The sequence below is a fragment of the Aquimarina sp. 433 genome (genome assembly GCF_054054605.1).
Genome location: NZ_JBSWZK010000003.1, coordinates 1 through 13670, shown reverse-complemented (window position 1 = coordinate 13670; position 13670 = coordinate 1). Strand labels below are relative to the sequence as shown.

Annotated in this window: 11 protein-coding genes, 1 tRNA gene and 1 rRNA gene; 3 read left to right on the top strand and 10 right to left on the bottom strand. The window is 34.5% G+C overall.

Annotation, left to right across the window (positions count from 1 at the left end; translation table 11 throughout):
* The first annotated feature begins 151 nt into the window (after positions 1 to 151).
* Positions 152 to 1825: a gliding motility lipoprotein GldJ gene (gldJ, locus tag ACWNT5_RS06875; protein WP_299608675.1), complete on the top strand. Its 1674-nt coding sequence runs from the start codon at positions 152 to 154 to the stop codon at positions 1823 to 1825.
* A gap of 82 nt (positions 1826 to 1907) precedes the next feature.
* The gene (locus tag ACWNT5_RS06870) at positions 1908 to 3188 is read left to right on the top strand and encodes a UDP-N-acetylmuramoyl-tripeptide--D-alanyl-D-alanine ligase (RefSeq protein WP_299608678.1); all 1281 of its coding nucleotides are present in this window, start codon (positions 1908 to 1910) and stop codon (positions 3186 to 3188) included.
* 14 nt (positions 3189 to 3202) lie between these two features.
* On the opposite strand, the gene ACWNT5_RS06865 is transcribed toward ACWNT5_RS06870, so the two are convergent.
* The 9 genes from ACWNT5_RS06865 to ACWNT5_RS06825 form a co-directional block, all read right to left on the bottom strand.
* The gene (locus ACWNT5_RS06865; RefSeq protein WP_456516953.1) at positions 3203 to 4279 is read right to left on the bottom strand and encodes a DUF2652 domain-containing protein; all 1077 of its coding nucleotides are present in this window, start codon (positions 4277 to 4279) and stop codon (positions 3203 to 3205) included.
* Between the two features lie 106 nt (positions 4280 to 4385).
* On the bottom strand, positions 4386 to 5222 hold the full coding sequence (locus ACWNT5_RS06860; RefSeq protein ID WP_299608683.1) for a mechanosensitive ion channel family protein: 837 nt from the start codon (positions 5220 to 5222) through the stop codon (positions 4386 to 4388).
* Positions 5223 to 5367: 145 nt separating this feature from the next.
* Positions 5368 to 5442, bottom strand: a tRNA-Val gene (locus tag ACWNT5_RS06855).
* Positions 5443 to 5527: 85 nt separating this feature from the next.
* The gene (locus tag ACWNT5_RS06850; RefSeq protein ID WP_456517187.1) at positions 5528 to 6745 is read right to left on the bottom strand and encodes a bifunctional folylpolyglutamate synthase/dihydrofolate synthase; all 1218 of its coding nucleotides are present in this window, start codon (positions 6743 to 6745) and stop codon (positions 5528 to 5530) included.
* 61 nt (positions 6746 to 6806) lie between these two features.
* The gene (locus tag ACWNT5_RS06845) at positions 6807 to 7709 is read right to left on the bottom strand and encodes an energy transducer TonB (protein ID WP_299608686.1); all 903 of its coding nucleotides are present in this window, start codon (positions 7707 to 7709) and stop codon (positions 6807 to 6809) included.
* Between the two features lie 5 nt (positions 7710 to 7714).
* Positions 7715 to 8107 (bottom strand): ExbD/TolR family protein, encoded by a 393-nt coding sequence (locus tag ACWNT5_RS06840; protein WP_299608688.1) that lies wholly within the window; start codon positions 8105 to 8107, stop codon positions 7715 to 7717.
* 1 nt (position 8108) lies between these two features.
* Entirely contained in the window at positions 8109 to 8810 is a 702-nt protein-coding gene (locus ACWNT5_RS06835) for a MotA/TolQ/ExbB proton channel family protein (protein ID WP_425545868.1), read from the bottom strand.
* 71 nt (positions 8811 to 8881) lie between these two features.
* Complete coding sequence (gene nhaB, locus ACWNT5_RS06830; protein WP_299608689.1) at positions 8882 to 10351, bottom strand: sodium/proton antiporter NhaB; 1470 nt, start codon at positions 10349 to 10351, stop codon at positions 8882 to 8884.
* 27 nt (positions 10352 to 10378) lie between these two features.
* On the bottom strand, positions 10379 to 11605 hold the full coding sequence (locus ACWNT5_RS06825; RefSeq protein ID WP_299608692.1) for a Glu/Leu/Phe/Val dehydrogenase dimerization domain-containing protein: 1227 nt from the start codon (positions 11603 to 11605) through the stop codon (positions 10379 to 10381).
* A 445-nt stretch (positions 11606 to 12050) separates the two neighbouring features.
* Between ACWNT5_RS06825 and ACWNT5_RS06820 the strand changes: the two genes are divergently transcribed.
* A complete protein-coding gene (locus tag ACWNT5_RS06820; protein WP_299608695.1) occupies positions 12051 to 13193 on the top strand; it encodes an acyl-CoA dehydrogenase in 1143 nt (380 codons plus the stop codon).
* 378 nt (positions 13194 to 13571) lie between these two features.
* On the opposite strand, the gene rrf is transcribed toward ACWNT5_RS06820, so the two are convergent.
* Positions 13572 to 13670: ribosomal RNA gene (gene rrf / locus ACWNT5_RS06815) — 5S ribosomal RNA — on the bottom strand; the annotation flags it as partial.

Sequence of the window (13670 nt, the reverse complement as noted above, 5' to 3'; positions counted from 1 at the left end):
ATAATAAAGACAAAAATATTACGTTAAACCAAAGTCAATCGTGAAAACATAAATTTTCAAAGATTTGATATTATTTTAAAAATATTAGGGTAAATTTAACGTTAATTATTATATTGCAAGCCCTAATTTCTACTTTAACGAACTTAAGATTATGAAAAACGCGTTAGTTTTTAAGTCTCTGATGGCCCTAACCATTAGCACCTTACTGTTTAGTTGTAACAAAACCGATTACGGCAGCAGTTCTAGAGCCACTGGCTGGAAATATAATTCCAAAGACGGCGGATTCCAGGTAAACACAAATTACAAAGAACAAGAAACAGGACCAGGATTAGTTTTTGTTGAAGGAGGTACCTTCACTATGGGACGAGTTCAGGATGATGTGATGCATGATTGGAATAATACTCCAACACAACAACACGTTCAATCCTTTTATATGGACGAAACAGAGGTAACCAATGTGATGTATTTGGAATACCTTGATTGGTTAAAAGGGGTTTATCCTCCTACAGAACCAAAATATAAAAATATTTATCACGGAGCACTTCCAGATACTTTAGTTTGGAGAAATCGATTAGGATTTAATGAAATGATGACGAACAACTATCTTCGTCACCCAGCATACGCTAACTATCCAGTAGTAGGTGTTAACTGGATCCAAGCAGTGGAATTCAGTAAATGGAGAACAGACAGAGTTAATGAAAGAATTCTTGAAGAAGAAAGAGTAATTAAGGAAAATGCTCCTTTCGAAGATGTTTCTGCTGAGAGCACTTTTAATACTGACACATATCTAAATGCACCTTCACAAACTTACGGAGGTAATGACGAAGCTACCAGAGGAGGAAAGAAGTCAGAGCAATATGAAAAAAGAAATGATTCTACAGGATTATATATCCAGCGTAAAGATGGATTATTACTTCCAAAGTACAGACTACCAACAGAAGCAGAATGGGAATATGCTGCTCTAGGACTTGTAGAATTAAGAAGTTATAATATTTACAGAGGTAGAAAAAAATACCCATGGGATGGGCAATATACACGTTCTGGAAAAAGAAGAACTCGTGGAGACCAATTAGCTAACTTTAAGCAAGGTGATGGTGACTACGGTGGAATCGCTGGATGGAGTGATGATGGTGCAGATATTACAGCTCCAGTAGCTTCTTACGATCCTAATGACTATGGTCTTTATGACATGGCAGGAAACGTTGCAGAATGGGTAGCAGATGTCTACAGACCAATCGTAGACGATGAGTATAACGATTTCAACTACTACAGAGGAAATGTATACACTAAAAATGCAATCAATCCTGACGGAACAGTAAAAATTGTTACTACAGATTCTATTATATACGATACTTTAAGTAATGGAAAAATCGTAGCAAGAGTTTTACCTGGAGGAATATTACAAACTCCAGTTGATGAGAATGAAACGTATTTAAGAACTAACTTTACACAAAGTGACAACCGTAACTTTAGAGACGGTGACAAAAGTTCTTCAAGATATTACGAAGGTTTCCAAGATGAAAACATTCCTAATAGAAGAATGTACAACTCTCCTATCCATAGTGTGGAACCAAGTGCAGCAGACAGTACTAAGCTAGATAGAAGATATGATGAATCTAGTAAGAGGACTACTATTGTAAGTGAAGAGGTAAGAGTTTACAAAGGAGGTTCTTGGAAGGATAGAGCATATTGGTTAGACCCTGCTCAGAGAAGATTCTTCCCACAAGATATGGCTACGGATTATATTGGATTCCGAAATGCAATGTCTCGTGTAGGTGAAAAAGCAAAAAGCAAGAAAACACCTAAGCACAGAAAGCCTAGATAGAAACTTTAAGAAAAGTTCGTTAAAATATATAAAGCCCTGACATTTGTTCAGGGCTTTTTAATACAATTACATTATTCATAATATGAACATCTCTAACATACATCAATTATTTCTCGAAAGTAGCGGCATTTGCACAGATACCAGAAAAATTGCGAAAAACAATCTTTTTTTCGCCTTAAAAGGAGCAAACTTTAACGGTAATGAATATGCAGAAGAAGCCATTAAACAAGGAGCATCTTATGCCATAATTGATGATAAACAATATCATACTTCAGACCAATTTATAGTAGTTAATGATGTACTAGATACATTGCAGCATTTAGCAACTTATCACAGAAACTATCTTGCCATTCCGATAATTGCACTTACCGGAAGTAACGGAAAAACAACTACTAAAGAATTGATCAATTGCGTTCTCTCTGCACAATTTAATACCACAGCGACCAGCGGCAACTTAAACAACCACATTGGCGTTCCCTTAACCTTATTATCTATGGATAAGAACACCGAAATTGGAATTGTAGAAATGGGAGCAAATCACTTAAGAGAGATAGCGTTTTTATGCAATATAGCACAGCCAGACTTTGGATACATAACCAATATAGGAAAAGCTCATCTCGAAGGATTCGGAGGAATAGAAGGAGTCTTAAAAGGAAAAACCGAACTTTATCAACATCTACGAGAAAAAGACAAACTCGTTTTTTTGAATTCAGAAGACCCTAAGCTTCTAAAAGCATCAAGCGGCATGAACACCTACACTTTTTCTCAACAAGGCAGTAGTAACGCTAGTATACAATTACAGAACGCAGATCCCATGGTTAGCGTCGCCTATAAAAATCTAGAAATCCAAAGTAACCTAATCGGAGTTTACAATTTTACCAATATTGCAGCTGCAATAGCAATCGGTTCTTACTTTAAAGTAGACGAGAAATTAATCAAGAAAGCTATAGAATCTTACATTCCATCGAATAATAGATCTCAAATCATTGCTAAAAATGACTTTACCATTATCATGGACGCTTATAACGCAAACCCTTCGAGCATGAATGCTGCAATTGATAATTTAAAACAATTAGAAAGCTATCCGAAAACAGTATTTCTTGGAGACATGTTCGAACTTGGAAAAACAGCAGAAGAGGAGCATCAAAAAATAGCAGACAAGGCGTCATCCACATCTTTTGATGTTATATTTCTAATTGGAGAAAATTTCTATCAAGCATCTACGACAGATCCTAGGGTTAAAAAATATCGATCTTTTGAAGATTTACAACAAAACGAAACATTTGAAAAATTGCAAGGTACTGTTCTAATCAAAGGATCTCGTGGAATGAAATTAGAACGTGTTTTGGATATTCTAAACTAAGGCGCTACCTAATCTTAAGCTGTAGCTATATAATTCTCTAGGTTATTAAGAGATTCTTTTATTGATTTTTGAAAACTTCGTTTCATTATAAAATACAGGATCATCTTTTTAAAAATTGAGTTCGCTTTAGGATACAATTCTATTATGATTTCACACGAACTTTGAGACACAGGAATGATAGTATAAAATTGATACATCCCATCAATAATAGGAATATCGGTTGTATATTCTCCATAAATTAATTTACCAGTATCTACAGGTTTTGTCACCGTAGTAAAATTGAGTCGTTTTCCATCAATCACACAAACATGCTCCGTTCCTAAACGAGTAACTTCATCTGGATTGTACTCGAACTCATCAACACCTTTAACCCAATGATGACGATAACTGTAATTTGTAATATATTCCAACAAACCCTCTGCGGAAGTTTTATATTTTTTTTGGATTGTTAAGAAAGGGGCTTTATCAAAATGTACTTCATAAGGAGTTTCATAAGAAGTAAGTTTAAGATATTGTTTATCAATCTCAGAATACAAATAATCAATCTTCTTACCGTCATATTCATTTTCTCCTTTCGAAAAATTAAATAATTGACTTTTATAGTCATCCGAAAGCCCTATTTGATACGACAAATCTCTACTTAAAAGAACATAATTATCACTAGGAATAGAATTCTTTAACAACCTATGCGCTTCTATCACAACTTGACCAAATGGTTTTCTTTTATTCTGAACAGTAATAAATTGCAAATCTCCACAATGCGCAATAATCTTAAGCTGAAGATTTGGTGCTGTAGCACAGGCATTACAAGGACAAATACGATTATTCTCCAACAACTTGAGATGACTATAAAAAGCAGTAAACATAGTTTCAATCTGTGCTAATAGCTTTTCTTGGGAAGGCACTTCTCCTTCTTTATAAAAAAACAAAGCATCCCCTTCTACTTCTGCTAGTCTTAAATTTTGGGTATTAGCATTAATTAACACCTCTAACAACTCTGCTATTACATGCTGACTATGCTCTATTTCTGTAGTTTGGACAAATTGTGTATACCCAGAAATATCAGGGATAAATAGTAAAGATTTAGACATTTAGTACTTTTTTCTACAAACTAATTCTAAATCTAACGATTTATACTCAACACTAACTCTTTTTATAAATTATTTAAGGAAATAACTAACTAATCTTTATCCATCTTTAAGACTTGTTATCATGTGAATATAAATGCACATCTCTTTGAGGAAACGGAATAGATATCCCTTTATCCTCTAATCTTTTCTTAGCCTCTTCAATTGTATAAAAATGAACTTGCCAAAAGTCATCATTAAGAGCCCAAAACCTTAGAGATAAGGTTACAGCACTATCCCCTAATTCGGTAACATAAATTTCTGGAGCAGGATCCTTAATCACCTTTTCCTGATTGTTGATAAGATCTAAAAGAATTTCTTTCGCTTCTTTAATATTACTTTCATAGGAAATACCAATTTCTATCTTTCCTCTTCTTCTTTCTTCTGCCGAATAATTGATAATGTTTCCATTAGATATCTTACCATTAGGTATGACAGCTAATTGATTTCCAAAAGTATTTACTTTTGTTGTAAATATCGAGATCTCCTTTACTGTACCAGATACACCTTGCGCTTCTATATAATCTCCAATCTTGAATGGCTTGAAAAACAGGATTAGAACTCCTCCAGCAAAATTTGAAAGAGATCCTTGTAACGCTAACCCTATTGCCAAACCAGCTGCACCCAAAATCGCTACAAGTGAAGATGTCTGAACTCCTAATTGAGTTACAACTAACACCACTAATAAAATTTTAAGACCTATATTAATTAAGTCGTATAAAAATCTCTCTAATGTTTCGTCATAGTCTTTTTGTTGAAAGAATTTACGCAGTGCTTTGCTAAAAATATTAATCACCCACACTCCTACAAAAAAAATAATGACAGCAGAGATCAAATCAGGTATAAAATTCCATAACCATTCTAAAAACTGATCCCAATTCTCTTTAGTAAGTCCAAATCTTTCCATATGATCTTTATATTTTATAATTTACTTAAAACACATGTTATTCTAGCTATAAACTTTATCTACACAGTTTTTATAAATAGAAACTACTTTTATAGGCAACTATTGTGTATAAAAAAATCCATTCATAAATGAATGGATTTTCTTGTGGGCAATGAGGGATTCGAACCCCCGACCCCCTCGGTGTAAACGAGGTGCTCTGAACCAACTGAGCTAATTGCCCTTATGTTTTTAACAACCCTTATTCGTGATTGCGGATGCAAATATAACACAGTTTTGCAGTCTACCAAAAGATTTTGAAAGAAAAATTAAATTATTTCTGAAACCACAAACGTACTACCTCCTACATATATCAAATCTTCATTCATAGCATTCTGTATAGCAGTATCATACGCCAATTGCACGGAATTATATGCTATTCCTTTTAATTTAAATTTTAACGCTTGCTCCTGTAATTTTTTTTCATTCAAACCTCTTTTAATATCAGGTTTTGCAAAATAATACGTAGCATGTTTCGGAAACAATGGTAAAATTTCATCTAAATTTTTATCAGAAACAACTCCTAATACGATATGTAATTTTTGATATTTTTCTTCGGATAACTGATCCATTACAATTTTCAACCCATCTTGATTATGAGCGGTGTCACACACTACTTTGGGTGAACTTTTTAATATTTGCCATCTGCCAAGCAAACTTGTATTTCTTACTACATTAGCTAATCCAGATTTAATAGCTTCTTCTTGTACGCTCCATCCTCTATCTTTTAAAATAGATATCGTTTGCAATGCAGTTTTTATATTTTCTTGTTGATAATTTCCTTTTAAGTCACTTTCATATACAGGTCCTGCATAGTTGTATGCGTATAAAATATCACTCTCGCGTTCATTAGCAATTTCTGAAAACACTTTTTTAGTTTCTGGTGTAGTTCTACCTACAACAACTGGAACACCTTCTTTAATAACCCCAGCTTTCTCATAAGCTATTTTAGCAAGCGTATTTCCTAAGAACTGGGTATGATCCAAGCCTATATTTGTAATAACAGAAACTTCTGGCATTATAATATTAGTAGAATCCAGTCTGCCTCCTAAACCTACTTCTATAATCGCCACATCAACTTTCTGATCTGAAAAATATTGAAAAGCTAAACCGACTGTCATTTCGAAAAAGGATAATTGATTTTTTTCTAAATAAGATTTATGTTTAGCAATAAAATCCACTACATAATTTTCATCAATCACAATACCATTTATTCGAATACGCTCTCTAAAATCTTTTAGATGTGGAGAAGTGTACAAACCTACCTTATAGCCTGATTCTTGTAACACTGAAGCCAACATATGACTCGTAGACCCTTTTCCATTGGTACCTGCAACATGAACACTCTTAAACTTATTTTCTGGGTTATCTAGATGAGCTGCTAACTTGATAATATTAGTTAGATCTATTTTGTATGCACTTGCCCCTTGACGTTGATACATGGGTAATTGCGCAAACATCCATTCTGTAGTCTCTTTATAGTTGATGATTCTATACTTTAGATTTAATATCTGCTATTTAAAAAAAATGAATATCTGGAAACACTAATTATTCTCCTAAACCAAAGGTAACTTCTACAAAACCTATTTGTTTTGCAGGAGCTTTAGGGTCTGCTTTCCATTTAAAAGTAAGCGCAGTCTTCTTTGCAGGATCCAAAAGACATTGTGCACTATTGGTAGTTCCTTTAACACCAGGAATTGCCTGTATAACACGTCCTTGTCTATTTACTACAATTTTAACTACCACTCTACCAGCTTCATTACATTTCTGAACAACTTTAGAATTCGTAGGACGTCCACGTCCATTAAGACCGTATCCTACACCTCCTGTTCCTCCAGGACCAGGCTGCCCATAATAACTAGTAGCATAAGGATTTCCGTTAGGATTCCCCTTATCTCCAGGTTTCCCATCATCTCCTTCTCCCCCTTTAGCTTTACCATCACTCTTAGGACCATTGGCAAAGCTATCTAGGATGTCTAAAGTAGATTTATCAGGTTTAGGATCCGGTTTCTTTTCTTCAACCTTCTCCACTGGCTTTTTTACAGGCTTATCTATTGGTTTTTCTTCTGAAGGTTTGTCTTTTGGTTTCTCCTTAGGCTTTTCAACCTTCTTTTTAGGCTCTTTTTTAGGTTTTTCCTCTACCACTGGAGCATCATCAACATCTTGGGTAACGACTTCTTCTGTAATCTCAGGTGTTTCAGGCTCTGGTTCAGATGGATCGACTGGTGTAGATTCCGGAGTGGTTTGTTTAGGAGAAGACTTAATTGCCTCTGTTGGCTGTACTTTACCCGAACCAGTTAATGTAGTTCCAAAATTAACCGCAATACCTCCTTCAGGATCAGGATCGATATTACTTAATCCTAAATAAAACAACAGCAGTATAATTAACACGTGTAATATCGTGGTAATAACAAAAGATTTCTTTTTATGTTTAGTATCTAATTTCAGCATTAAAACTATTCTGGTTTTACCGCCAGGATTACTTTAAATTTATTTCGATTTGCTATATCCATAACACCTACTGCTTTCTCGATAGGCACTCCTTCTTCTGCTCTTAGTATTATGGTAGGTTCGTTTTGTCCTGCTAGCTTTGATTTCAATGTAGATTCTAACCTCGTTTGACTTACTCTTTCACTATCTACGTAGTATTGCAACTTATTTGTTATGCTAACAGATATATTCTGAACATTAGAACTTTTTCCTTTTGCCTTTGGTAATATCAGATCTAATGCCTCTGGAGTAATTGTCGGGGATGTTAAAAGAAAAAACACTAACAACAAAAACACTATATCCGTCATTGAGGACATACTAAATTCTGGGCTTACCTTATTTCTTCCTCGCAAATTCATATTATGCAGGTTCGTTAAGTAAATCAAGGAAATCTACCGTAGTTGCTTCCATTTGATGAATGACCTTATCGGTTCTAACCACCAAATGGTTATATCCAATATATGCAACAATACCAACTACCAATCCTGCAACCGTTGTTGTCATAGCTGTATAAATACCTTCAGCTAATGATCCCATATCAGCACTCCCAGAGCTTGAAGCCAAATTATGGAATGCTAAGATCATACCAATTACGGTACCTAGAAACCCAATCATTGGTGCTGCTCCTGCCACAGTAGCAAGTATACTTACATTCTTCTCTAATTTATAAACTTCTAAACGACCAGCGTTTTCTATTGCCTTATTAATATCCTCAAGGGGGTTTCCTATTCTAGAAATCCCTTTTTCCGTTAATCTTGAAACTGGGTTATTTGTTTGTGCACATAAAATTTTCGCAGCTTCAATTTTACCACTAGCTACATTATCCCTTATCTGATGCATAAAACTTTCATCATATTTTGAAGCCGCCTTGATGGCAAATATCCTTTCAAAATATATATAAACCGCAACAAACAAAAGCACAAAGAGAATGGCTATAATAACTACTCCACCAGTTCCACCACTTAATAATAAGTCAATTATGGAAAGTGTTTTCTCTTCTGCTTCCGGATCAATTTCTTTGGTATTTTGGGCTAACATACCGAGCGTCAATAAATAGGTCATATGTCCTTCTGTTAATTTAGTGTTAGTATACTAACGTTAATTCTATAGGTTAAGTATATTGTTATTAAATCTTATAATACATAAATTATTCCTAATAATCCTACTCCACCTAATATTATCGTGTAAGGCAAAGCCATTTTTACCATTCTCCCATAAGACAAGCCAATTAGAGGAGCCAAGGAAGAGGTTAACAAGAATAAAAACGCTGCTTGACCATTAGGTGTTGCAACACTTGGTAAATTTGTTCCTGTATTTATGGCTATTGCTAATTTTTCGAACTGTTCTCTAGTGATTGCTCCATTATCAAAAGCTTGCTTAACTTCACCAATATATACTGTCGCTACAAACACATTATCACTGATCATTGATAATACTCCATTTGCCACATAAAACATAGAAGGCTGTTTTGCAGGATCTAATGACAATGCCCATTCGATAATTGGAGAGAATAGGTGTTGATCATGAATCATTGCTACAATAACAAAGAAAACTACTAGTAATCCTGTAAAAGGTAATGCTTCTTCGAACGCTTTTCCTAACTGATGTTCTTCTGTAATACCCATAAAAGCAGTTTGTACAATGATCAGCGCTAAACCAATAAACCCAACAGGTGCCAAATGCAATGCTAATCCAATAATTAGTAATATCGCCGATACACCTTGTACAATTAATCCATATTTTGATTTATCTGACCTGTTCGCATCTTCTTCATCGGTATAATTTTCAATAATTCTTCTGGCTACTTCTGGTAATTTTTCACCAAAGCCAAACCACCCTGTAGTTTCTAGCACCATTGTTGTTATGATTCCTGCAACTAGCACTGGCAATGAAATCGGAGCCATTTTTAAGAAAAACTCTATAAAATCCCATCCCATTCTTTCTCCGATTAGTAAGTTTTGAGGTTCTCCAACCAAAGTACAAACACCACCAAGTGCTGTACCCACAACACCATGCATCACTAAGCTTCTTAGAAAACTTCTAAACTGCTCTAAAGTTTCTCCACTCAAATCCTTTCTGTCCAAAGATCCATCTTTATCAAAATCAGACTCTGGCATCGAATGAATTTTATGATACACACCATAAAAACCTACCGCTACACTAATCAGAACTGCCGTAACTGTTAGTGCGTCTAGAAAAGCTGATAGTACCGCTGCTAGAAAAACAAATAGTACAGACAGTACCATTTTTGATTTAATCTTTGTAAACACTTTACTAAAAATATACATTAGTAAAGGCTTCATAAAATAAATCCCAGCTACCATAAAAACTAGTAATAATACTACTTCTAGGTTTTGATCTACCTCATGATAAGCATTTTTTGGAGTTGTAAGGTTTAACGCTAAAATTTCTATAGCTAAAAGTCCTCCAGATTGTAGAGGATAACATTTTAATGCCATAGCAAGTGTGAATATAAATTCAGCAATAAAAAGCCAAGCACAAACTGTTGGGTTTATAAAATAGACCGCGATATTGATAAGCAAAAAACCTATCATTACCATTTTGAACCATTTTGGACTATTACCTAAAAAATATTTTAACATGATATATTTAAATTATTTATGTGACGATTATACTAATTGTTTGAATGCTATTTCAAACGCTGTTCTACTAATATTTGTTTTAGAACTATTTTTATTAAAAATTTTCTGAATGGCATCTTTAATGGTTTTAGAAGTATCATTAAAAATCGCCTCATCTGTCATTAATACTCTTCTTTCCATGAAATAGGCAAAAACTCTTGCCATTCCACAATTAGAAATAAAATCTGGAATCAAACTTACTTGCTCATCTGTATATTCCATAATTGAGCCGAAAAATATTTCTTTATCGGCAAAAGGAACGTTAGCTCCACAAGAAATCACTTCTAAACCAGAATTGATCATTTGGGTAATCTGGTCTTTAGTAATCAATCTGGATGCTGCACAAGGAGCAAATATCTCCGTCTGTAAAGACCAAATTTTACTATTCAACTCCTCGAAAGGAATGAGTGTTTCGCTATATAGTTTATTTCCTTTCTTATTAAGGTATAATTCCTTGATTTCTTCAAAAGAAAATCCATCTTCTTTAATCAATCCTCCAGCATGATCAATAATACCCACTACTTTCGCTCCCATTTCCGAAAGGTAATACGCTGCAGCGGATCCAACATTACCAAAACCTTGCACTACAGCTCTTTTGCCTTCTACAGATCCACCATAGATATCATAATAATGTCGAACTGCTTCTGACACTCCGTATCCTGTAATCATATCGGCTACAGTATACTTTCTAGAAACATCTGGAGAAAACACTGTATTTTCTAATACTTTAATCACTCCTTGACGTAGTTGTCCTATTCTATTAATCTTATCAGCTTCTGTTGGTTGAAAATGTCCATTAAAAACACCTTCTTGAGGATGCCAAACACCACAATTTTCAGTAATTGGAATTACTTCATGAATTTCATCTACATTTAAATCCCCTCCAGTTCCATAATAACTTTTTAGTAATGGAGAAACCGCTTTATACCATCTTTCCAAAACTCCTTTTTTCCTTGGATCATTGGGATCAAAATTAATTCCTGACTTCGCACCTCCAATTTCAGGGCCCGATACGGTAAATTTAACCTCCATCGTTTTGGCTAGCGAAAGTACTTCATTCATATCTAATCCTAATCGCATTCTAGTACCACCACCAGCAGCACCTCCTCTTAAAGAGTTGATTACAGTCCAACCTTCTGCTTCAGTTTCAGAATCCCTCCAATTAAAAACAATTTCTGGGGCTTTATTCTCGTATTTTTTTAATAGTTCTTTCATTTTTTAATTTCAATTTATTAAACACACTTTTACTAACAGTCTCTGTTAAAAACCTAACTTCTATAATTAATAATCACTCCTAAAACGGAGTTAGTGCTGTCTCATAAAAAATCATTTAATAAATTGAATATATAATCACATCAAAGTGACTTCACAAATATAAAAAACTAAACAGGTCAAACCCTGAATTTAAAAAAATAATAACTCAAAAATATTTTCTATTGACAAATGAATAATAAAGCTTCAAAACAACACTAAATTCAATAAAAATGGAATCAAAATTCAAACCTTTGAAAGAAAATATCAAAAAATTAAAAAAACATCAAAACTATCATATTATAGCTTATATTTGTAGAATTAATAAAAAAATCGAGGTTATCTCGATTTATTTTCATCGAAATGTTGAATTTGCGTGTTATGCACGCACAGTAAATAAGGATCAAATATGGACTTTAAATTATCCGAAGAACAATTAATGATACGTGATGCTGCTCGTGATTTTGCGAAAGCAGAACTTTTACCAGGAGTAATAGAAAGAGATAATAAACAAGAATTCCCTACAGAACAAGTAAAAAAAATGGGAGAACTTGGATTTTTAGGAATGATGGCATCTCCGGAATACGGTGGTGGAGGAATGGATACTTTATCCTATGTTCTTGTTATGGAAGAGTTATCCAAAATCGATGCATCATCTTCTGTAATCGTATCCGTGAATAATTCTTTGGTATGTTGGGGACTTGATACTTATGGAACACCTGAACAGAAAGAAAAGTATTTAACCAAACTAACTACTGGAGAATCTATTGGAGCTTTTTGTTTATCAGAACCCGAAGCTGGTAGTGATGCAACATCCCAAAGAACTACTGCTATAGACATGGGTGATCATTATGTTCTTAATGGAACCAAAAACTGGATTACTAACGGTGGTACTTCAGATTATTATTTAGTAATAGCACAAACCGATAAGGAAAAGAAACATAGAGGAATCAATGCTTTTATTGTAGAAAAAGGATGGAAAGGATTCGAAATAGGACCTAAAGAAGATAAATTAGGAATTAGAGGTAGTGATACACACTCATTAATTTTTAACGATGTAAAAGTACCGAAAGAAAACCGTATCGGTGAAGATGGGTTCGGATTCAAATTTGCGATGAAAACCTTAGCTGGAGGTCGTATCGGTATCGCAGCCCAAGCATTAGGAATCGCGCAAGGAGCATATGAATTAGCCAAAGAATATGCTAAAGTGAGAAAAGCTTTTGGCACTGAGATTATGAATCACCAGGCAATCGCATTCAAATTAGCAGATATGCATGTACAGATAGAAGCTGCAAGAATGCTAGTATACAAAGCTGCTATGGACAAGGATAATCATGAAAATTATGATTTATCAGGTGCAATGGCAAAATTAGCTGCTTCTCAAGCTGCCATGGACGTAACCGTAGAAGCTGTACAAGTTCACGGAGGAAACGGGTTTGTGAAAGAATATCATGTAGAACGATTGATGAGGGATGCTAAAATCACTCAGATATATGAAGGAACTAGCGAAATACAAAAAATTGTAATTTCAAGAGCTATTCTTAGAGACTAATTAGTTAAATAATCTCTATTAAAAACCCCCAAATTGAAGTACCAATTTGGGGGTTTATTTTTAGCAAAAATAAATCCATAATATTTACCCTAGACCAATCTATTAACTATTCAATTAAACAAGCAAGGGTAATCCATTATAAATAGTGGTTATCAGTCTAGTTGTCCATCTAATGGCAGTGGTGCTACTGGTCAGAGTTGTAGTGTTGCTTCTCAATGTAGGCCTATTCTTCCTGGTTTTCCAGTAGCACGTATTCTTGGTTGTTGTCTGAGTGCTTTTTAGTTGTTTGCTGCTATGAGCAGTAAGTGGTATGTATTCTATACAGCTTCAGTTTACTGCATAAAAAAACCCTTCATTGTCATAATGAAGGGTTTTCAAGGAAGGCGGCGACCTACTCTCCCACGATTGTAGTACCATTGGCGCTAACGGGCTTAACTTCTCTGTTCGGAATGGTAAGAGGTGAGCCCCGATGCTATA

What these genes read in the sequence shown, in the direction of transcription:
- gldJ (WP_299608675.1), top strand. Translation starts at nt 152, where the DNA reads ATGAAAAACGCGTTAGTTTTTAAGTCTCTGATGGCCCTAACCATTAGC.
- ACWNT5_RS06870 (WP_299608678.1), top strand. Translation starts at nt 1,908, where the DNA reads ATGAACATCTCTAACATACATCAATTATTTCTCGAAAGTAGCGGCATT.
- ACWNT5_RS06865 (WP_456516953.1), bottom strand. Translation starts at nt 4,279, where the DNA reads ATGTCTAAATCTTTACTATTTATCCCTGATATTTCTGGGTATACACAA.
- ACWNT5_RS06860 (WP_299608683.1), bottom strand. Translation starts at nt 5,222, where the DNA reads ATGGAAAGATTTGGACTTACTAAAGAGAATTGGGATCAGTTTTTAGAA.
- ACWNT5_RS06845 (WP_299608686.1), bottom strand. Translation starts at nt 7,709, where the DNA reads ATGCTGAAATTAGATACTAAACATAAAAAGAAATCTTTTGTTATTACC.
- ACWNT5_RS06840 (WP_299608688.1), bottom strand. Translation starts at nt 8,107, where the DNA reads ATGAATTTGCGAGGAAGAAATAAGGTAAGCCCAGAATTTAGTATGTCC.
- ACWNT5_RS06835 (WP_425545868.1), bottom strand. Translation starts at nt 8,810, where the DNA reads ATGACCTATTTATTGACGCTCGGTATGTTAGCCCAAAATACCAAAGAA.
- nhaB (WP_299608689.1), bottom strand. Translation starts at nt 10,351, where the DNA reads ATGTTAAAATATTTTTTAGGTAATAGTCCAAAATGGTTCAAAATGGTA.
- ACWNT5_RS06825 (WP_299608692.1), bottom strand. Translation starts at nt 11,605, where the DNA reads ATGAAAGAACTATTAAAAAAATACGAGAATAAAGCCCCAGAAATTGTT.
- ACWNT5_RS06820 (WP_299608695.1), top strand. Translation starts at nt 12,051, where the DNA reads ATGGACTTTAAATTATCCGAAGAACAATTAATGATACGTGATGCTGCT.